The 20,509-nt window shown below is 66.7% G+C and carries 17 protein-coding genes, 1 tRNA gene and 1 pseudogene; 9 read left to right on the top strand and 10 right to left on the bottom strand.

Features of this window, described 5'->3' with window-relative positions:
• Window positions 1–125 precede the first annotated feature (125 nt).
• The 6 genes from ACZ46Y_RS02520 to modA all read right to left on the bottom strand — a co-directional run bounded on the left by ACZ46Y_RS02520 (window position 126) and on the right by modA (window position 6,578).
• Entirely contained in the window at window positions 126–1,553 is a 1,428-nt protein-coding gene (locus ACZ46Y_RS02520) for a di-heme oxidoreductase family protein (protein ID WP_311956405.1), read from the bottom strand.
• A 95-nt stretch (window positions 1,554–1,648) separates the two neighbouring features.
• A complete protein-coding gene (locus tag ACZ46Y_RS02525; RefSeq protein WP_311956406.1) occupies window positions 1,649–2,917 on the bottom strand; it encodes an imelysin family protein in 1,269 nt (422 codons plus the stop codon).
• A gap of 99 nt (window positions 2,918–3,016) precedes the next feature.
• On the bottom strand, window positions 3,017–3,862 hold the full coding sequence (locus ACZ46Y_RS02530) for a TOBE domain-containing protein (protein WP_311956407.1): 846 nt from the start codon (window positions 3,860–3,862) through the stop codon (window positions 3,017–3,019).
• A 45-nt stretch (window positions 3,863–3,907) separates the two neighbouring features.
• Window positions 3,908–4,999: a molybdenum ABC transporter ATP-binding protein gene (modC, locus tag ACZ46Y_RS02535; protein ID WP_311956408.1), complete on the bottom strand. Its 1,092-nt coding sequence runs from the start codon at window positions 4,997–4,999 to the stop codon at window positions 3,908–3,910.
• Window positions 4,996–5,706 carry a molybdate ABC transporter permease subunit gene (modB, locus tag ACZ46Y_RS02540; RefSeq protein ID WP_311956409.1) on the bottom strand — a complete coding sequence of 237 codons (711 nt, stop codon included), beginning with the start codon at window positions 5,704–5,706 and terminating at the stop codon, window positions 4,996–4,998. Before modB ends, modC begins: the two co-directional genes overlap by 4 nt.
• 44 nt (window positions 5,707–5,750) lie before the next feature.
• Window positions 5,751–6,578: a molybdate ABC transporter substrate-binding protein gene (gene modA / locus ACZ46Y_RS02545; RefSeq protein WP_311956410.1), complete on the bottom strand. Its 828-nt coding sequence runs from the start codon at window positions 6,576–6,578 to the stop codon at window positions 5,751–5,753.
• Window positions 6,579–6,918: 340 nt separating this feature from the next.
• Between modA and ACZ46Y_RS02550 the strand changes: the two genes are divergently transcribed.
• The 8 genes from ACZ46Y_RS02550 (at window position 6,919) to ACZ46Y_RS02585 (ending at window position 16,031) form a co-directional block, all read left to right on the top strand.
• Window positions 6,919–7,509, top strand: a complete 591-nt coding sequence (locus ACZ46Y_RS02550; RefSeq protein WP_464380068.1) for a molybdopterin-dependent oxidoreductase — start codon at window positions 6,919–6,921, stop codon at window positions 7,507–7,509.
• A gap of 48 nt (window positions 7,510–7,557) precedes the next feature.
• Window positions 7,558–9,993 carry a formate dehydrogenase-N subunit alpha gene (gene fdnG, locus ACZ46Y_RS02555; RefSeq protein WP_464380069.1) on the top strand — a complete coding sequence of 812 codons (2,436 nt, stop codon included), beginning with the start codon at window positions 7,558–7,560 and terminating at the stop codon, window positions 9,991–9,993.
• A gap of 1 nt (window position 9,994) precedes the next feature.
• Window positions 9,995–10,918, top strand: a complete 924-nt coding sequence (fdxH, locus tag ACZ46Y_RS02560; protein ID WP_311956412.1) for a formate dehydrogenase subunit beta — start codon at window positions 9,995–9,997, stop codon at window positions 10,916–10,918.
• A 1-nt stretch (window position 10,919) separates the two neighbouring features.
• Entirely contained in the window at window positions 10,920–11,546 is a 627-nt protein-coding gene (locus tag ACZ46Y_RS02565) for a formate dehydrogenase subunit gamma (protein ID WP_311956413.1), read from the top strand.
• 76 nt (window positions 11,547–11,622) lie between these two features.
• The gene (gene fdhE / locus ACZ46Y_RS02570; RefSeq protein WP_311956414.1) at window positions 11,623–12,555 is read left to right on the top strand and encodes a formate dehydrogenase accessory protein FdhE; all 933 of its coding nucleotides are present in this window, start codon (window positions 11,623–11,625) and stop codon (window positions 12,553–12,555) included.
• Window positions 12,552–13,991, top strand: a complete 1,440-nt coding sequence (selA, locus tag ACZ46Y_RS02575; protein ID WP_311956415.1) for an L-seryl-tRNA(Sec) selenium transferase — start codon at window positions 12,552–12,554, stop codon at window positions 13,989–13,991. Before fdhE ends, selA begins: the two co-directional genes overlap by 4 nt.
• The gene (gene selB / locus ACZ46Y_RS02580; RefSeq protein ID WP_311956416.1) at window positions 13,988–15,913 is read left to right on the top strand and encodes a selenocysteine-specific translation elongation factor; all 1,926 of its coding nucleotides are present in this window, start codon (window positions 13,988–13,990) and stop codon (window positions 15,911–15,913) included. Before selA ends, selB begins: the two co-directional genes overlap by 4 nt.
• A 22-nt stretch (window positions 15,914–15,935) precedes the next feature.
• Window positions 15,936–16,031, top strand: a tRNA-Sec gene (locus tag ACZ46Y_RS02585).
• Window positions 16,032–16,206: 175 nt separating this feature from the next.
• Here ACZ46Y_RS02585 and ACZ46Y_RS02590 read toward each other — a convergent pair.
• Together ACZ46Y_RS02590 and ACZ46Y_RS02595 are read right to left on the bottom strand one after the other, a co-directional pair.
• A complete protein-coding gene (locus ACZ46Y_RS02590) occupies window positions 16,207–16,674 on the bottom strand; it encodes a glycine cleavage system protein H (protein ID WP_311956417.1) in 468 nt (155 codons plus the stop codon).
• Window positions 16,671–17,054: a DsrE family protein gene (locus ACZ46Y_RS02595; RefSeq protein WP_311956418.1), complete on the bottom strand. Its 384-nt coding sequence runs from the start codon at window positions 17,052–17,054 to the stop codon at window positions 16,671–16,673. Before ACZ46Y_RS02595 ends, ACZ46Y_RS02590 begins: the two co-directional genes overlap by 4 nt.
• 320 nt (window positions 17,055–17,374) lie before the next feature.
• Here ACZ46Y_RS02595 and ACZ46Y_RS02600 point away from each other — a divergent pair.
• Window positions 17,375–18,261: pseudogene (locus ACZ46Y_RS02600) on the top strand (IS30 family transposase); the annotation flags it as partial.
• Window positions 18,262–18,290: 29 nt separating this feature from the next.
• Here the strand turns inward: ACZ46Y_RS02600 and ACZ46Y_RS02605 are convergent.
• Window positions 18,291–19,199, bottom strand: coding sequence for a methylenetetrahydrofolate reductase (locus ACZ46Y_RS02605; protein WP_311956419.1), 909 nt, complete (start codon window positions 19,197–19,199; stop codon window positions 18,291–18,293).
• 3 nt (window positions 19,200–19,202) lie between these two features.
• Window positions 19,203–20,399 carry a glycine cleavage T C-terminal barrel domain-containing protein gene (locus tag ACZ46Y_RS02610; RefSeq protein ID WP_311956420.1) on the bottom strand — a complete coding sequence of 399 codons (1,197 nt, stop codon included), beginning with the start codon at window positions 20,397–20,399 and terminating at the stop codon, window positions 19,203–19,205.
• Window positions 20,400–20,509: the final 110 nt, after the last annotated feature.

The raw sequence follows: 20,509 nt of genomic DNA on the forward strand, positions 1-20,509 counted from the left end.
CAGGTCGCCGAGAGGGCGCTATGGATCCGTCCCTGGAAGCTACCTACGCCATCCATGGCGTAGAACCCTCTCTTTAACCTGCTCCCGGTTCGATTGGTTATCTCCAACTGCAATGGCTCTGGGGGTTACAGAGATTCCAGAAAGCGCAGCACGCTTTGGCGCTTGTCTTTTGGCAGCTGACGATACTGCTCCCGGGCGTTTTCGGCCTCGCCGCCGTGCCAAAGAACCGCTTCCTGTAGCGTTCTGGCGCGGCCGTCGTGCAAAAAGCGCGCTCGGGGGTTTACCGTTTGCGCAAGGCCAATGCCCCACAGCGGCGGGGTGCGCCATTCCTGCCCGGAGGCCTCGAACTCGGCGCGATTGTCCGCCAGGCCTTCGCCCATGTCGTGAATCAGCAGATCGGTGTAGGGCCAGATGGTCTGGCCGGCAAGCGCCGCGCGCGACGCGTCGTCGGCGGTTTGCTGGCGCGGGGTATGGCAGGCCGCACAGCCCAGCCGGTTGAATTGCTTGGCACCCTGGGCCACGGCCTCGTCGCCCATGTTCCGGCGCATGGGCACGGCCAGGCTTTCGGCGTAGAAGGTGATGAAGTCGGCGATCTTGTCGCTGACCTCGGGCTCGCCGCCGCTTTCGAATTCATCGCAGCTCTGCGCGGCGGCGCAGTCGGTGGCCGGCGCCAGGCTCGAGGTCAGCCCCATGTCGCCGGCGAAGGCGTGCATGCTCTGCTGCTCGACGCTGGGCTCGCCGGCCTTCCAGCCGAAGCGGCCCACCACGGTCTTTTGGCGGCGCTCGTCCCAGACATGATTGACCCGGCCGGAGATACCGTCGCCGTCGGCGTCGTCCGGGTCAGCGGCGGCCAGCAGGTCGTCTTCGGGAACGGCGGATAGAAGCCCTAGCCCGACCATGGTCGGGGCCAGCCGGGGTGAGGTTTCCAGATCCTCGGGAAGCCCCTCGTAGGCCGGGTTATCGATGCGGTAGCGCGGGGCCTGAAGCGTGACCGTTTCGCCGCCTTCAAGCGCTACCTCGCGGGGTTCGTGCTCGATGACCAGCTTGCCTTCGGGCTCGGCGCCGGGGATGGCGGCGGTCTGCAGCTGGCGGCCGTAGCTCGGCACCGGCACCACGCCGAGCTGCCTGAGCGTTTTCTCGTCGCCCCGGTCGGCGGGCAGCGAGAGACGCAAAAACAGCGCAATGGGCGTCTCGTCGCCTTCGGGCGGGTGGCCGCGGCCGTCCTTCAGGTGGCAGCCCTGGCAGCTGTTGGTGTTGAACAAGGGCCCCAGACCGTCCCGGGCGGTGGTGCTCGACGGCGCCACCACCCAGGGGTTGCGGAAAAAGCTGTTGCCCACGCTGAAGTCGAGACGCTTGGTCATCGCCAGGTTGTCCAGCGGCAGCGAGTAGGCGTTGTGGTCGAACTGCTCCACCGAGCCGGCGCCCCCGGAGAGCCGCGCCTTTTGCAGCGGGTAGCCGCCGGCCTTGTCGGCGTCGGCAGCGGAAGCGGGGGCGGCGAGCGTCAGGCCGGATAGCGCAAGCCCGGCCAGAAGCGTCAGAGAGTGCGGTGTCATGGGCTGTCTCGCAGGAGGTATAGGCCTTGACGGCAAAAACCGCCCTGGCGGCGGGGCCACCGGGCGGTTGTCAGTAAGCGGGAGTCAGGCGGCGCCTAGAAGCGGTGGCCGGCGGTATCCGGCTGCAGCGAGGTGACATCAAGCGCGCCGGCGGCCTTTTCCAGCGAGGCGGTCTGGGTGACCAGCGCAAGAATGGCGTCGTTGATCATCGCACTGCCTTCTTCGTTGCCCGGGGCGATCATCATGTCAAAGGCCATGGGCGACTGCTCGGCTTCGGCGGCCTGCTTGATCACGTTAAGCTTGTCCATGCTGGTTTCCAGCTGGCCGCGCAGGGTGGTGGCAAGCTCAGGGTTTTCCTGTTCCACCAGGTCGGCAACGGCCGGGCCGGAGACGACGCTGCCGTCGATGCGCTCGTAGGTGCCGGTGTAGACGTTCTGAATGCCCTGGCCGTTGTAGTAGTGCGAGTTGTGGGTGTTATCGCTGAAGCAGTCGTGCTCGTCTTCAAAGGAGTTGGCTTCAAGCGCGACTTTCATGCGCTCGCCGGCAAGCTCGCCAAGGGACAGCGAGCCCAAGCCGAAGAGGATGCGGCGCAGGCCTTCTTCGTCGCTTTCGGCGAGCAGCTCGGCGCGGTAGTTGTCGTCCTGGTCCTCGGCCCACTGCCCGGTCATCCACTCAAGGTCTTCGACCAGCAGGTCGGATACGGCGTCGAGATACTTGCCCCGGCGGTCGCAGGGGCCGTTGGTACAGTCGTCGCCGGCGGCGTAGTCGCTTGCCGGGCGGTCGCCGCTGCCGGCGTCAAAGCCGTTGAGGTCCTGGCCCCAAAGGAGAAACTCGATGGCGTGGTAGCCGGTGGCGACGTTGGCCTCGGAGCCGCCGATCTCGTTCAAATCAGCCAGCACCTCGGGGGTCAGCTCGCTTACGTCGACGTCCTTGCTGCCCACGGTGACGGCGTCGTTGGCGACGATGTTGGCGGTGGCGCCCTCGCTTCCCAGCTCATGCTGGTAGTCGTCGGTCTCGACGTAGTCGATCATGCCTTCGTCCAGCGGCCAGGCGTTGACCTGGCCTTCCCAGTCGTCGACCACGGCGTTGCCGAAGCGGAACACTTCGGACTGTTGATAGGGCTCCCGGGCGGCAAGCCAGGCCTTGCGAGCGGCGGCCAGGGTCTCGACGGTGGGGTTTTCCAGCAGCGCATCGATGCGCTCGTTGAGCGTTTTCGCCGCGGTCAGCGAATCCTGGTAGGTGGCGTGGGCGATGTCGGCGTAGTGCGAAACGACCGCGTCAGGCGTGGCCTCGTTGGCCGCCTGGGCGGCCAACGGCATCAAAGCGGCAAGCGAAACGGTGGCAACGAGCGGGTGTCGGTTCATGCGACGCTTCCTCGGTATTCGAGTCGGAATGTTTGCGCACGTTACCGCATGAGGCAAATGATATTCAATACTATTCGACACATCCGCGCGGCGGCGGCGCTAGCGGGTGCCGACAATCACGCTCGAGGCCTTGAACATCGCGCTTGCCGGTGAGCCTTCGGCAAGGCCCAGGTGCGCAACGCTTGAGTTGGTGATGATCGCCGCCAGGCGCTCGCCGCCGTCAAGCGCAAGCACCACTTCGCTGTTGACAGCCCCCGGCACCAGCCGCTCTACGGTGCCGGCCAGGCAGTTGCGCGCTGACAGGCTGGCGCCCTCGGTCTCCACGGCGAGGATCACCGATGACGCCTTGATCAGCGCGAACGCCTCGCTGCCTTCGGCCAGGCCAAGGGAGGCCGCGCTTTCCTGGGTGATTACGGCGACAAGCCGCTGGCCGCCGGGCAGGGTCAGCTCGACTTCGTCGTTGACCGCGCCCTGGCGGAGGGCGGAAACGGTACCGCTGAACTGGTTGCGTGCGCTGCTTTTCATACTGAGTTTCCTTAACAGTGGCAGGTTTTCGCTGAGGCCTTCGGCCTCGCGGTTGAGCCGTTCGACGAAGTCCCGGTGCAGGGCGTCGAGGGTCTTGAAGTCTTCGACGAGCTTGGTGCCCGCGGGGGTGAGCCGAGTGGTGCCGCCGCCCTTGCCGCCGGCGTGGCGCTCAACCAGCGCCTCGCCGGCGAGGTTGTTCATCTGGTCCACGGCGTCCCAGGCGGCCTTGTAGCTCATTTTGATGGCTCGGGCGGCGGCGGAAATCGAGCCGGTCTCGGCGATGGCGGCCAGCAGCCGCATGCGGCCGTGGCTGGCAAAGCGCTGCTCGCCGGCGTTGAACCACAGCTGGCCCTCAAGCGTCAGGGGCTCGTGAACAGGGGTGTTGGAAGCGGGCGTGTCGTGAGAAGAGGTGGCCGCCATGGCAGTCTCCTGGCAGGGGCAAGCAAATGAAAACGGGCCACCAGCCTATCGCCAGCGCGTATCAAAGGCGACGCTTCGGATCAGCGCGGTGACCGCCTGGCCTTCTTCAAGGCCCATGTCGTCTCGGGATTTGCGCGTCAGCCGGGCGCGCAGGCGCTGCTCGCCAAGCGCGAGGACCACCTCGACGGCGGTTGAGTCGTCGGGGAGTGGGGCGATGGTTTCCACCCGGGCGGCAAGCCGGTTGCGGTAGCTGGTGCCCTCCGGGGCGGCGAGCGCCAGCGCTACGTCCCGAGCGGGGAGGCGCAGGCGCAGCGCGGTGCCCGCGGGGGCGTCGTGCAAGGGCACGGTCAGGCGGCGCTCGTCGTCCAGGGCAAGCTCGGTCAGGCCGTAGTCGCGGTCGTGGCCGACCACCCGGGCGTTAAGCATCGAGGCGGCGTCAAAGCCGCCCAGCTGGCGGGTGAGGTCCACGCGCAGCAGCACCTTTTCTAGCGCGTCGCTTGCCAGCACGCCGCCGTCTTCCAGCACCACCAGATGGTCGGCAATGGCGGTGAGCTCCTGGGGGTCGTGGCTGATGTAGACGATGGGAATATTCACGTCGCGCACCAGCGTCAGGATGAAGTGCAAAAGTTCCTGCTTGCGCGCGCCGTCAAGCCCCGAAAGCGGCTCGTCCATGAGCAAAAGCTCCGGGTCGGTCAGCAGCGCCCGGCCGATGGACACCCGCTGGGCCTCGCCGCCGGAGAGCGTGCCGGGCATGCGTTCGAGCAGATGGCCGATGCCGAGCAGCTTGACGATAGCGTCAAAGCGCGGGCGGGCCGAGGCCGGCATGCCGTAGGTGAGGTTGCCGCGCACCCGGTAGTGGGGGAACAGCCGGGGCTCCTGAAATACCACGCCGATGCGGCGCCGGCTGGGCGGGAGAAAGGTGCCGCCCTGGGTGTCCACCAGCGCTCGGGCGCCGAGCGTGACGTGGCCGGCATCGGGCTTGTCCAGCCCGGCGATCAGCCGCAGCAGGCTGGTTTTACCGCTGCCCGAGGCGCCAAACAGCGCGCTGACGCCCTTCGCCGGCAGGTTGAGATCGGCGTCTAGGGTAAAGCGGCCCTGGCGCTTTTTAACGCTGATCTGAAGTCCGGTGGTCGTCATGGCGTCGCCTCCTGGCCGTCGCGCTCGCTCATCCGCCGGCGGGCGTTGCGCGAAAGCCACTCCGACGCCACCAGCGAGATCATGGCGATAATCACCGAGATCACGCACAGCCGCGCGGCGGCGGCTTCCTGGCCGGGGGTCTGGATCAGGCTGTAAAGCGCCAGCGGCAGGGTGCGGGTTTCGCCGGGGATGTTGGAAGCGAAGGTGATGGTGGCGCCAAACTCGGATAGCGCCCGGGCAAAGGCCAGCATGGTGCCGGTGACCAGCCCGGGGACGCAAAGAGGCAGCGTGACGGTGAGAAAAATCCGCCAGCGGCTGGCCCCCAGGGTGTGGGCAGCGGCCTCAAGCTTGGGGTCCACCGCTTCAAGCGAAAGCCGCACCGCGCGGACAAACAGCGGAAAGGCCATCACGCCGCTGGCCACCGCTGCGCCCTGCCAGGTAAACGGCAGCGACATGCCGGCAAACTCGTGGAGCCACTGGCCGATAACGCCGCGCCGGCCCATGGAGACCAGCAGCAAATAGCCGATCACCACCGGCGGCAGCACCAGCGGCAGGTGAACCACGCCGTCGAGCAGCGCCTTGCCGCGAAACTCGCGCCGAGCGAGCAGCCAGGCCACGGCAATGCCGGGAATCAATATCCAGCCCACCGCGCTTAGCGCAATGCGCAGGCTGAGCTGGATGGCGTCCCATTCCGCCGGTGAAAGCATCAGGTCTTGTCCCGGTTTAGAGGTGAGTGGTCAACAATGAGCGATTAATCATCGAGCGCCGAGGCAAAGCCGTGTTCTTCAAAGATGCTCATGGCTTGACTGCCTTCAAGCCAGGCGCGGAAGGCCGCCGCATCGTCGTTATCTCCACTGTCAATCAGCGCCGCCGGGTAGACAATGGCGTCGTGGGTCTCCAGCGGGAAGAGCCCCAGGGTGGCGACGCCGTTGCTTGCCCGGGCGTCGGTCTGGTAGACCACGCCGGCGGGGGTTTCGCCGCGCTCGACCAGCGCAAGGGCGCTGCGCACGTCGCTTGCCCGGGCCAGGCGCGGCTCAAGCGCGTCCCATTCGCCCAGCGCCTCAAAAGCCTGCTTGGCGTAGATGCCGGCGGGGACGTGGGCCGGGTCGCCCACGGCCAGGCGCTCGCCGTCATCCAGCAGGCTTGCAAGCTCGCCGCTTTCGCCGGGGGTGAAATCGTCGCCGGCTTCGTCCGCCGGGGCGACCAGCGCCAGGCGGTTTTGCAACAGGTCGACGCGCTGGGCAACGTCAACGCCTTCGTCTTCGAGCCAGTCCATCCACTTCTGGTTGGCGGAGATATACACCTCGGCCGGCGAGCCGCTGGCGATCTGGCGGGCAAGCGTCGAGGACGAGGCGTACACCGGCACGATATCTACCGCCTCGTGTTCGGCGGTGTAGGCCTCGATGGCGTCATTCATGGCGTCGGTCATGGAGGCCGCGGCGGCGACGTGCAGCGTGCCCGCCTGGGCCGCGCCGGCCACGCCCAGCGCCGTGAGGACGGCCGCCAGGCGCAGCGGTTTGAGTGAAGAAAAGGGCGAGGAAGAAAGGAGCGGGGAAGTCAGCGAAGACGCGTTATGCATGGGGAAAGCGTACCGTTATGTAGTGAAGTATATAGCGAAGCTAACGCGGTGGTTGGCGAGTTGCAAGCGGGGTCGCGTCAAGCGGGTAAAATATGCACCCTTTACGACGAAGGCATGAGACGCCAGCGCGAAACGGGCGATGTGTCAGCCGTTAGCGCATGCTATTCTGAATGTGCAAACCAGCAGGGCCGCGCGTGCGGCATCCTATTCATGTTCATGCCGGCAAGGTGCGCCGTGCCCGGCAGTGACAGTTGCAATATCCGGTGGGCCGCTGCGCCCAGGCTCCCCCAAGAGAGCGGCAGGGACTGGCATACCGGGAGCAACGAGAGGAGAGTCCGCGATGGAAATGAATCGTCGGGAATTTTTCAAGTTTTGCGGTGCGGGGATCGGGGCATCCAGCCTTGCCGCGCTGGGCATGGCGCCGGAACCGGCCTATGCCGAGTCGATCCGCCATTTCAAACTGGCCAACACCAAGGAAGCGCGCAATACCTGCCCTTACTGCTCGGTAGGCTGCGGCATCATCCTCTACAGCCGCGGCAGCGGCGGCAAGAACGTCAGCCAGGATATCTTTCACGTCGAAGGCGACGCCGACCATCCGGTGAACCGCGGCACGCTGTGCCCCAAGGGCGCCGGGCTTGTCGACTTCATCCAGAGCCCCAACCGCCTGCACTATCCCCAGGTGCGCGAGCCGGGCAGCAACGAATGGAAGCGCATCAGCTGGGACGAGGCGCTTAACCGCATCGCGCGGCTGACCAAGGACGACCGCGACGCCAACTTCATTGAAAAGAACGACAGCGGCGATACCGTCAACCGTTGGCTTTCCACGGGCTTTCTGGCGGCTTCCGCCTCGTCCAACGAAGCCGGCTACATGACCCACAAGGTCGTGCGCTCCCTGGGGATTCTTGGTTTCGACAACCAGGCGCGCGTTTGACACGGCCCGACGGTGGCAGGTCTTGCCCCGACGTTTGGCCGTGGTGCCATGACAAACCACTGGTGCGACATCAAGAACGCCAACCTGGTGCTGGTAATGGGCGGCAACGCCGCTGAGGCTCACCCCTGCGGGTTCAAGTGGGTGACCGAGGCCAAGGCGCACAACCAGGCCAAGCTGCTGGTGGTGGATCCGCGCTTTACCCGGACCGCCTCGGTGGCGGATACCTATGCGCCGATCCGTACCGGTACGGACATCGCCTTTTTGGGCGGGCTGATCCATTACCTGATGGAACACGGGCGGATCCAGCACGAATACGTGCGTAACTACACCGATATGCCGTTCATCGTGCAGCGCGGCTTCACCTTCGAAGACGGCCTGTTCAACGGCTACGACGCCGACAAGCGCGCCTATCCGGACAAGAGCTCCTGGGATTATGAGCTTGACGACGACGGCTATGCCCGAGTCGACATGACCCTCGAGCACCCGCGCTGCGTGTACCAGCTGATGAAAAAGCACTACAGCCGCTACACGCCGGAAATGGTCAGCAGCATCTGCGGCACGCCGCTCAAGCGCATGATGAAAGTGTGGGACGATATTGCCGAGACGTCGGTGCCCGGCAAGACCATGACCATCCTCTATGCGCTGGGCTGGACTCAGCACTCGGTGGGCTCGCAGATGATCCGCGCCGGCGCCATGCTGCAGCTGCTGCTTGGCAACATCGGCATGCCCGGAGGCGGCGTCAACGCCCTGCGCGGTCACTCCAACATCCAGGGGCTGACCGACCTGGGGCTGCTCTCGAACCTGCTGCCGGGCTACATGACCCTGCCCCGGGACGAGGAGCAGAGCTACGAGGACTACATCGCCAGCCGTGCCCAGCAGCCGCTGCGCCCGGGGCAGATGTCCTACTGGCAGCACTACGAAAGCTTCCACGTCAGCCTGATGAAGGCCTGGTACGGCGACGCTGTCACCGAGGACAACAACTGGGGCTACGACTGGCTGCCCAAGCTCGACGAGCCGCTTTACGACGTGCTCAAGTTCTTCGACATGATGTATGAGGGCAAGGTCAACGGCTATTTCTGTCAGGGGTTCAACCCCATCAGCGCCTTCCCCAACAAGGCCAAGATCAGCGCGGCGCTGTCGCGGCTGAAGTACCTGGTGGTGATGGATCCGCTGAAGACCGAAACCTCGGAGTTCTGGCAGAACGTCGACGAGTACAACGACGTCGATACCGCCAATATCCAGACCACGGTGTTCCGTCTGCCGACGACCTGCTTTGCCGAAGAAGACGGCTCGCTGGTCAACAGCGGCCGCTGGCTGCAGTGGCACTGGAAGGGCGGCGAGCCGCCGGGCGAGGCGCGGCCGGACATCACCATCATGGGCGGGATGTTCCATCGTCTGCGCGATCTGTATCAGCGCGAGGGCGGGGTCTTCCCCGAGCCCATTATCAACCTCGACTGGTCCTACCAGCGCCCCGACGAGCCGTCGCCGGACGAAGTGGCCAAGGAGTTCAACGGCTACGCCATTGAGGATTTGCGCAACGAGGACAGCGATGAGGTCGAGGTGAGCGCCGGCAAGCAGCTTTCAGGCTTTGGCCAGCTGCGCGCCGACGGCTCCACCGCCAGCGGCTGCTGGCTGTTCTGCGGGTCCTGGACTGAGGAAGGCAACCAGATGGCTCGGCGCGACAACGCCGACCCCTATAACATGGGCCAAACCCTGGGCTGGGCCTGGTCGTGGCCGGCCAACCGTCGGATCCTCTACAACCGCGCCTCAGCGGACGTCGCCGGCAATCCGTGGGACAGCGATGACAAGCGCCTGGTGTGGTGGGACGGCAGCAAGTGGACGGGCACCGACGTGCCGGACTTCCCCGTGAATTCGGCGCCGGAAGAGGAAATGAGTCCGTTCATCATGAACCCCGAAGGCGTGGCGCGTTTCTTTGCCCGGGATAACATGGTCGAAGGGCCTTTCCCCGAGCACTACGAGCCGTTCGAAACGCCCATCGGCCGTAACCCGCTGAACCCGGATAAGCCGGAGGTAACCAGCAACCCCGCCGCGCGGGTGTTCCGCAACGACATGGAGCTATTCGGCAACGCCGAGGAGTTCCCCCATGCGGCCACTACCTACCGGCTGACCGAGCACTTCCACTTCTGGACCAAGCACTGCCGGATCAACGCGATCATGCAGCCCGAGCAGTTTGTGGAAATCGGCGAGGTCATGGGTAACGAGCTGGGGATCAAGGCCGGCGACCGGGTGCGGGTATCGTCCAACCGCGGCTACATCGAGGCGGTGGCGGTAGTCACCAAGCGCATCAAGCCGCTGGAGGTGGACGGCAAGACCGTGCACCACGTGGGCATTCCGCTGCACTGGGGCTATGTGGGGCTGGCCAAGAATGGCTACGTCACCAACACCCTGACCCCCTTCGTGGGCGACGGGAATACCCAGACGCCGGAGTTCAAGTCGTTCCTGGTGAACGTGGAGAGGGTTTGATATGGCGACTCAAGACGTTATCGCGCGTTCGGCCACCACCACGCCCAGCCCGTCGGTGCGCGAACAGCAGGACGTGGCCAAGCTCATCGACACCTCGCTGTGCATCGGCTGCAAGGCCTGCCAGGTGGCGTGCATGGAGTGGAACGAAGTCCGCGACGAGATCGGCAGCACCGTCGGGGTGTACGACAACCCCGACGATCTGACGGCCGACTCCTGGACGGTGATGCGCTTTGCCGAGCACGAAACCGACGAAGGCGATCTGGAGTGGCTGATCCGCAAGGACGGCTGCATGCACTGCGTCGAGCCGGGCTGCCTGGAGGCCTGCCCGAGCCCCGGCGCGATCATCCAGTACGCCAACGGCATCGTCGACTTCAACCAGGACAACTGCATCGGCTGCGGCTACTGCATCACCGGCTGCCCGTTTGACGTGCCGCGCCTCTCCGAGAAGGACAACAAGGCGTACAAGTGTACCCTGTGTTCCGACCGGGTGAGCGTGGGGCTGGAGCCGGCCTGTGTGAAAACCTGCCCCACCGGCGCCATCGTCTTCGGCTCCAAGGACGACATGAAGGAGCACGCCGACGGGCGCATTGCCGACCTGCAGTCGCGCGGGTTCGACAACGCCGGGCTTTATGATCCGGCCGGCGTAGGCGGCACCCACGTGATGTACGTGCTGCACCACGCCGACAAGCCGGGGCTTTATAGCGGCTTGCCCCAGGATCCGAGCATCAGCCCGATGGTCGGCGCCTGGAAGGGGCTGACCAAGCCGCTGGCCATGCTGGCCATGGGCGCCACGGCGCTCGCCGGGTTCTTCCACTATGTGCGGGTGGGCCCCAACCGCGTCGAGGAAGATGACGTGGACGACGCAACGCCGCCGCCGGCTGCCGAGCGTGACGAGCGCCACGACGCTGACCGAGGAGGGCACTGACATGAAACGGGATATCCAGCGGTATACGGCCAACGAGCGTAGCAACCACTGGGCGGTCGCGCTGCTGTTCATACTGTCGGCGCTCTCTGGCATGGCGCTGTTTCATCCGGCGCTATTCTGGCTCAGCCACCTTTTTGGCGGCGGCCCCTGGACGCGGATTCTCCACCCCTTTATCGGCGTGGCGATGAGCGTGCTGTTTGCGCTGATGGCCTGGCGCTTCGCCGGGCGCAACCGCATTCACCCCCGGGATCGCCAGTGGCTTTCCCGCTGGCGCGACGTGGTGGCCAAGCGCGACGACGAGCTGCCACCGGTAGGCAAGTACAACGCCGGCCAGAAGCTTCTGTTCTGGGTGCTGCTAGCAAGCCTTGCCGTGCTGCTGCTGACCGGGATCGTGATCTGGCGCGAGTACTTCAGCGGCGCCTTTGCCGTGGGGCTGATCCGCTTTGCGAGCCTGCTGCACGCCTTCGCCGCCTTTGTGCTGGTCACGTCCATTATCGTGCACATCTACGCCGCCATCTGGGTCAAGGACTCGGTGGGCGCGATGCTTCACGGCAAGGTCAGCCAGGCCTGGGCGCGCAAGCATCACTCCCTGTGGCACGATGAGGAAATGCGCAAGAAAGAGCGCTGAAACGCTACGCCCCGCCGCCGGCGCAATGCCGGCGGCGGGGTGTAATCCGCATGCCGATCTGATAAGGAGGGCCGCCGTGTCTTCCCCCATTCTCGAGCCGGGGCAGATTGAAGCCTCGGCTACCACGCCACCCTTTGTCCAGCTGCCGCCGGAAGCGCAGTTCCGCTTTCGCGCCGAACGGCTGGACAAGCTGGCCGACGGCCACGCCATGGGCGACTACCTGGCGCTCATGGCAAGCGTGGCCCGGGCCCAGCAGCAGGTGCTGGACGACCCGCCCGACGTGCCAGCGCTTGCCGCGGGTGACCTGGACGCCGCGTATCGCCACGACATGCCGCCGCTGGCGGTGGATACGCTGGTGCAAAATCCCGGCTGGCAAACCCTGCTGGATGCCTGGCTCGACGCCTTTGACGCCGAGCAGCCCACACCCGCTGCCGCGGTGAGCGAGGCGCTTGCTGCGCTTCGCGATGCCGACGGCGAAACGCGCAAAGCCTGGGCCCAGGCGCTGCTGGGCGGACGCTTTGGCGACGTGCCTGCGGCGATGGCGCCCTTTATCGGGGCGGCGCTGCAGCTCGCCTGGCGCTACTGGCTCAACCAGGTGGATGCCAAGGGCATCCGCGAGCGCGAAGACCAGACGCTGTGCCCCTGCTGCGGCTCGCTGCCCGTGGCCGGCGTTATTCGCCATCGCCGCCCCATCGACGGCGTGCGCTATCTGCTGTGCTCGCTGTGCTCGACCGAGTGGCACTACGTGCGCCTCAAGTGCAGCCACTGCCTGAGCACCAAGGAGCTTGACTACCTGCACTTCGACGACGCCCCCTACGGCATGAAGGCCGAGGCCTGCCCGGAGTGCCATACCTATCTCAAACAGCTGTATCTGGAGCAGGCACCGGAAGGTGAAGTGGTGTCTGCGGACCTTGCGAGCCTGGATCTGGACCTGCGCCTGGACGAGCAGGGCTATCGGCGGCGCGCGCCCAACCTGATGCTGATTCCCGGCGGCCAGGAGACGCCATGAGCGCACCGCCCGGGCCGCGCCCGCCGGCGGTGGATCGCCTGTTGGGGGCCGATGGCATGGCCGAGCTTGAGGCACGCTTTGGCCGTCAGGCGGTGCGCGACGCGGCCCGGGGCGAGCTTGCCGACCTCGGCGCCGCTTTTCGCCGCGGCGCGCTAACGGCGGAAGCCGTGGAACTTCCCGGTCTGGTCGAAGCGCTGGCGCGCCGGCTCGATACCCGCCAGAGGCCCCGGGTGCAGCGCCTTTTCAACCTCACCGGCACCGTGCTGCATACCAACCTTGGGCGCGCGCTGCTGCCCGACGCCGCCGTCGAGGCGGTGGTACAGGCGGCGCGCTACCCGCTCAACCTGGAATTTGACCTCGCCGACGGCCGGCGCGGCGACCGCGATAGCCTGGTCGAGCCGCTTCTGTGCGAGCTCACCGGCGCCGAGGCGGCCACCGTGGTCAACAACAACGCCGCCGCGGTGCTGCTTTCGCTCAGCGCCCTGGGCGCCGGGCGCGAAGGCGTGATTTCCCGGGGCGAGCTGGTCGAGATCGGCGGCTCCTTTCGCATCCCCGATATCATGGAGCAGGCCGGCGTCACCCTGCGCGAGGTGGGAACGACCAACCGCACCCACCCCCACGACTACGCCGATGCCCTGGGCGAGCAGACAGGGCTGATCGCCCGGGTGCACCCCAGCAACTACCGTATCGAAGGCTTTACTCGCAGCGTGCCCAACGAGGAGCTTGCGGAGCTGGCTCGCCGCCACGGCGTGCCGCTGGTGGAAGACCTGGGAAGCGGTAGCCTGGTGGATCTGTCGCATTACGGCCTGCCCCGGGAGCCGCTGGTGCAGGAGTCGCTTACCGCCGGCGCCGACGTGGTGACCTTCAGCGGCGACAAGCTGCTCGGCGGCCCCCAGGCCGGGGTGATCGTTGGCCGGCGCGACCTGATCGAACGGATCAAGCGCCACCCCCTCAAGCGCGCGCTGCGGGTGGACAAGCTGACCCTGGCCGCCCTGGAAGCCGTGCTCGGGCTCTACCGCGACCCCGACCGCCTGGCCGAGCGCCTGACCACCCTTGCGCTGCTGGCCCGGCCGGCCCAGGCCATTCGTGCCCAGGCCGAGCGCCTGGCGCCGCGGCTGGCCGGCTGGCTGGGGAAGGGCTGGCGGGTGGACGTCGCCGACGCCCAGGGCATGATCGGCAGCGGCGCCCAGCCGGTCGCCCGGCTGCCCAGCGCCGCGCTGTGCCTGACGCCGGACTGCCCCCGGCGAGAAGTCGGCGGAAAGCTGGCCGCGCTTGCGGATTCGCTTCGCGGCCTGCCGATTCCGATCGTTGGGCGCATCGAGGCCGGGGCGCTGTGGCTCGACCTGCGCCAGCTGGATGACGAAGCGGCGTTTCTCTACCAGCTGACCGCAAAGCAGGCGCCGCACCCTGCCGAGGAAGGAGTGGACAACGCATGATCGTGGCTACCGCCGGACACATTGACCACGGCAAGACAGCGCTGCTCGCCGCCCTGACCGGGGCCGACGGCGACCACCGCCGGGAAGAGCGCGAGCGCGGCATGACCATCGATCTTGGCTACCGCTACGCGGCGCTGGACGCCGACACCACCCTTGGCTTCATCGACGTGCCGGGGCACGAAAAGTTTGTCCACAATATGCTGGCCGGCGCCGGGGGTGTGGATATCGCCCTGCTGGTGGTGGCCGCCGACGACGGCGTGATGCCGCAAACCCGGGAGCATCTGGCCATTCTTGGGCTGCTGGGTATTGCCCGGCTGTGGGTCGTGCTGACCAAAACGGATCGCGTCGACGCCGTCCGCGGCGAGGCCGTCAAAACCGACGTTCGCCGGCTGCTGGCCGAGGCCGGGTATCAGGACGCGCCGTGCTTTGCGCTGTCGAGCCACACCGGCGACGGCGTCGATGCGCTGCGCGAAGCGCTTTCCCGGCAGGCCCGGGAGACGGCCGCGCGAAGCGACGAGGGCGAGTTTCGGCTTTCCGTGGACCGGTCTTTCAGCGTGGCCGGGGCCGGCGTGGTCGTTACCGGCACGGCGCTTGCCGGGCGCATAAGCGTCGGCGATAGCCTGTGGAGCGAAGACGAGGACGGCCGGGCGCGCCGGCTCCGGGTGCGCGGCCTGCACGCCCAGAATCGCCCGGCAGAAACGGCCACCTCGGGGCAGCGCGTCGCGCTCAACCTCGCCGGCGAGCGTCTGCGCCCCGAACACGTGCCCCGGGGCAGCTGGCTGGTGGGCGAGGCCCTGCGCGGCACCGGTCGGCGGCTGGATATCCAGCTGCGGGTGCTCGACGACGCACCCCGGGCGCTGGCCCACTGGACGCCGGTGCACGTTCACCTCGGCGCCCAGCGGCTGATGGGCCGGGTGGCGCTGCTGGCGGGCAAGACGCTGGCGCCGGGTGAGGAAGCGCCGGCCCAGCTGGTGCTCGAAGGCCACGTGCATGCGGTGCACGGCGACGCCGTGGTGCTGCGCGACCAGTCGGCCTGGTTCACCCTGGGCGGCGGGCGCGTGCTGGACCCCCAGGCGCCCGCCAGGGGCCGGCGTACCCCGGCGCGGCTGGCCGAGCTTGAGCGGTTGGCCAGCGGCGGGCTGGAAGCGGCGCTGCTTGCCAGGCTAAAAGCCGCCCGCAACGGCCTCGACCCCGACGCCCTGGTGCGCCAGTACAACCGCCCCGGAGCTCTGCGGCAGCTGCCCGCCGAGGTGCGTTCGGTGACCACCCGGCGCGGCGAGCGGCTGTTTGCCGAAGCGCGCTGGCAGGCGCTGGGCGAGGCGCTGACGGCGGCACTGGGGGCGTTTCACGAGCAGCAGCCCGACGAGCCGGGGCCGGACCGGGCGCGGCTGCGCCGCTTTGGCCTGGCGTACCTGGAGCCGGCGGTGTATACCGCGCTGGTGGACGAGGCCCTGGCGGCCGGCGCGATTCGGGCGTCCGGCCCCTGGCTGCACCTGCCGGACCACCGGATACGCCTGAGCGCCGAGGAAGAAGCGCTCAGGGCGCGGCTGTGGCCGCTGCTCGAGGCGGGCGGCAGCAATCCGCCCTGGGTGCGCGACCTGGCGCGCCGTGAAAACGTCGACGAAGCCCGGGTGCGCGCGCTGCTGCGCAAGCTTGCGCGCATGGGCGAGCTGCACCAGGTAGTGCGAGACCTGTTTTACCCCGCCGCGGTCGTGGATGCGCTGACGGTAGAGGCCGTGGCGCTTGCCGAAAGCGACGCGGGCCTGAGCGTGGTGGCGTTCCGCGACCGGCTGGAACTGGGGCGCAAGCGCTGCGTGCAGCTGCTGGAATACCTTGATCACATCGGCGTGACGCGCCGGTTTGGCAACCTGCGCCGCCTCCGCGAGGAAAGCAGCATGGTTCAGCGCGTTAGAACGCGTTAAAGTAGGCGACAACGCGTATCGAGGAAGGCAATCGCATCCGGTGGTGCGGCCGGACTTCAAATCCGGTTGGGGGCGGCAGCCGCTCCCGGGTGGGTTCGACTCCCACTGCCTTCCGCCACTTTCTATCGCCACTTTCTTCCACCGCTTTCTTCCACCACTTTCTTCCACCACTTTCTTCCACCCTTTCCGCGTTTTTCTTCTTTTCCCTTGCCGCTTTCTCTTCCCCTCTTTTTATCTTTTCTTGCCTGTCCCTTACGGTCGCCCGGCGTGAGCGTTGGCGATGCAGCAAGCGCTCACTCCCCGCGCCGGTACGCCTGCACGCTGGTATCGTCGGGGTCGAAGCCGTCGCGTTCGGCCTCACGTTCGAAGGCGGCAACGGCGCTGTCGCTGCGCAGCAGCCGGGCCCGGGCGGCGGGCCAGTCTTCCGGCGTCAGGCGGATCATCCAGCCCTCGCCGTAAGGGTCCAGGTGAACCAGCGCCGGGCGCTCGTCCAGCAGCGAATTGTGCGCGCTCACGGTGCCCGAAAACGGGCTTTTGGCCGCCGCCGCCGCCTTGGCAAACTCCACCACGCCGAAGCTGCGCCCGGCTTCGATGCGCAGACCTAACCGCTTGGGGGTAAAGGCAAAAATCTCGCCGTAAAGCGCCACGCCGTAGTCGCTCAGGCCCAGGGTAATCTGGCCGTCGGGCTCTTCACGCAGCCACAGGTTGTGTTCGGGGGCGTAAAGGCGATCGTCGGGAAACGTCAAACCGTCGAGTTTCACAGGGAAAGCACCTTGTCGTATTCCAGAATCATGGCCGCCAGCTCGCCGCCGCTGCCGTAGTCGTCGACTTCCTCAATCAGCGCCTCGGGCGCCGCTGGCGCCCGGCCCGGCGCCGGCGGCTTGCGGCAGAGATAAAGCCCGGCGCCGGCCTGTTTGGCCTGGCGCATGAAATGGATCACCGGCGCGCCGTCGGGCTCGGCATATAGCGCCTCGGCAACGCCGGGGCGGGAAAGCTCGGCGGCTTCGCCGGTCAGGTAGAGCGTCACCTCGGCGTCAAGGCAGGCCAGCAGCGTGGCAATATGAAAGGGTGCTGCGCAGCGCGCCGGCGTGCTCGGGCCGCTGACGACCAGAATTAAAACGCGTCGGGCCGTTTCGGCCATGGCCACCTCCGCTATCAAAAACGTGCCGGTTAACGCCGGGCGAATGCCGGGCAGACCGCCATTTTGAGCAACTTGCCCCGCGCCGGCAAGCGCCGGCCGGTTGGCTATAGGGCCATCGCAGTTGGTAATCCAGTGGAGCCGGGAACAGGTCGAAGAGGGGGTTCTACGCTAAGGACGGCGTAGATAGCGTCCAGGGAGGGATTCATAGCGCCCCCTCGCAGACCTGTTGACGGCTCAACCCAGGCGACTGGAGCTAACTGCAATCGTCTTGCGGTTGGCTATGTCTGCCTTTTTGAAGCCTGAATTCATAGAATAACTGCAGCACGATTAGCCGTGAGTTGCGCCGCAACGCGACGGCCAGTGGCTATGATCCCGAACAGGCTCAGGCTTGTAGCGATTACCGACGACGCGCCGCCCGGAAATGGACGAAGCGCTTGCCCAGCTTGGTCGCTGCGGTGGCGGACCGACTGCGTGAGGAGTGGAGCCCAGAGCAGATCAGCGGATTCATGGCACTATTAGCCGGCGTAGGCGTCAGCCATCAATGGATCTACTCCCTGGTCTGGGATGACAGGGCCCGCGCGGCACTCTTTGGCAGCATCTCCGGCAGCCCAAGAGACGCAGCAAGCACCGTGCTCACGCCAAAAGCGCAGGGCTTGGCAAGATACCTGATCGCGTGGGTATCGAGCATCGCCCGGCCGAGGTTGAGAAGCGGCGCTATATCGGCCACTGGGAGGGTGACACGGTACTGCAGGGGGATAAGCAATCAGGCATCGTCACGCTGGTTGAGCGCCGCAGCGGCTATCTGCTGGCGGCACGGCTACCCAGCATTACAGCGGCGTTGACGAAAACGGCCATGATCCGCCTGCTGAAGCCTCGTCGAGGTGCGGTGACAACCATCACGCTGGATAATGGTTCGGAGTTTTCGGAGCACCAGACCGTGGCAAAAGCCGTAGCAGCGAGAACATACTTTTGCGACGCCTACTGCTCGGGACAACGTGGAACCAATGAAAACACCAACGGCTTGATTCGGCAGTATTTTCCCAAGGGAACCAGCTTCCGCCAAGTCACTGATGCCGAGCTACGCAGGGTGGTGAGAAAGCTAAATGACCGACCACGAAAACGACTCGGCTATCGAACATCGGCACAGGTGTTTCTGGGGGAGTACTCTGGAGCACTGAATACCGCAGGTGCTGCGCTTATTACTTGAATCCGGGAAGCCAAGCTGTCGAGAAAGCGTCACGGACGCTGCCCCGCTATCGCGCTGTCCCGATTTTGGCAGTGGGTGGCGCGTAGCCCTTCCAGCCAGGCGCAGGTGGCGTCTGTCTGGTTGAAGGTGTAGACGTGCAGGCCGGCGAAGCCGTCCGCGCTGCCCAGCGTCGGCAGCAGGTCTCGCACCAGGTCGTCGGGGCGGTAGGGGGCGGGACGCAGCAGGCGCCCGATCAGCGTCCTGTGGCGCCCGAGCGCGCGGATCGAGGGCCCCAGGCCGATGCGTATGGCCACCGACAGCAGCCGCGCCTGGCTCATCACCCCGGGAATACCCGCCTGCACCGGCAGCGTCAGCCCGCGCTGGCGCTGTGCCGCCAGCCACGCCAGCAGCGGCGCCGACTCGAAGCACATCTGGGTGACGGCGTAGTCGGCCAGCCGTGCCTTGGCCTCGAGATCCCGCTGCAGGACGGCGTCATCGAGTCGCGGATGCCCCTCCGGATAGGCGGGAACCCCGAGCCGCGAGGGCCGTGAAGGCATCGCCGCCAGCGCCTCCAGCAGGGCCAGGCCTCCAGTATACTCGCCCGCCGCCTCGCTGGCGTCGCCGCCCACCACGAAGGCGTCCTCGATGCCGGCGGCTGCCAGGCGCGACACGATGTCCGCCAGCTGGGACTTGTTGCGGATCAGCCGCGCGGCGAGATGGGGCACCGCGCGGAACCCGGCCGCCGCCAGCCACTCTGCTGCCTCCAGGGTGCGATCGATGCCGTGGCGCGGCGAGCAGGTCACGGTAACTCGGGCCCCGGTCGGGAGGCGGCGCGCCGCCTCCCGCATCTCGCTGAGCGGCAGCAGCTCAAAGCGCGGGTCAGCCAGGGCCGCACAGCGCCCGATGGGCGGCTCCGATGCCGTGGCTTCCCGCACTTCTGCCTTCAGTGGTTCCTTCATGGCTCAGCCCTTGGGAATATCCTTGCGCGGATCATGGAACGGCTTGGGCACCACCACCGCGTCCTGCATGCCGGTGTTGGCCTCGATGCGCAGCGGCGTGCCGAGTTCGGCGTGAGTCGCCGGCAGCATGGCATAGCCGATGTTGCGCTCCTGGCGCGGCGAGTGGGTCGCCGACGTCACCTCGCCGATGAGCTCCCCAGCGTCGTCATGGACGGGGAAGGTGTCGATCATCGAGCCGTCGGTAAAGTAGCCGATGTTCGGGCCCTCGATCTCTACGCCCACCAGACGACGCGAGACGCCTTCAGCCTTGATGCGCTCCAGGGCTGTCCGGCCGACGAAGTCGTCGTCGCCGCGCAGGTCGACCATCCAGTCGTAGCCCATGCCCACCTCGAAGGGGTTGGTGTCGTACCAGATGTCGCAGCCGAAGGCCAGGATGCCCCCTTCGATGCGGCGGATATGGCAGGGACCGATCACCTGCATGCCGTGAGGACGTCCGGCCTCGAAGACCCGCTGCCAGAGCGCCTCCCCGTAGCGGCTCGCCTCGCGCAGGTAGATCTCGTAGCCGATCTCGCCGGAGTAGCCGGTGCGCGAGATCACCACCGACATGCCGTCGAGCTCCGCCTCCATGAGATGATAGTAGGGAATCTCCAGAACCCGCTCGCCGAAGAGGTCTACCATGACCGGCTTGGCATGCGGTCCCTGTACCTGCACCGGGGCCACGTCGACTTCGCGGATGCTGACGTCCAGGCCGGCGTGGTAGGCCAGCCCCTGGCACCACAGCAGCACGTCGCTGTCGGCCAGCGACAGCCAGAAGCGGTTCTCCTCGAGGCGCAGCAGCACCGGGTCGTTGATGATGCCGCCGTCGGCGGCGGTGACGAAGACGTACTTGCACTGGCCGACCTGGCACTGGCGCATGTCGCGGGGCACCAGCCGCTGGGTGAAGGCGAAGGCGTCGGGGCCGCTGATCTCGATCTGGCGCTCCACGCCCACGTCCCACAGGGTGACGCCCTCCACCAGCGCCCAGTACTCGTCGACCGGGTCGGTGTAGAGACGCGGGTGATAGTGGTGGTTGTAGACGCTGTATTTGCGCACCCCGTGCCGCCGGGACGCGTAGAAGAACGGCGACTTGCGGATCCGCGGATAGAGCAGGATCTCCGGCGCCGCCTGGGTATGCTCGATGCTTTCGATGACCTGTGACATGGCGATGTCTCCTTTGCAGGCTCCTGGGCCGTGGCGTAGTGCCTCGGACGGCGGTCTGCAGACCGCCCTTGACTCCGAAGCTAGCCCTGCCGTCTCCTCTTCGTGGCGCC

It is taken from the genome of Halomonas garicola, from assembly GCF_055382465.1.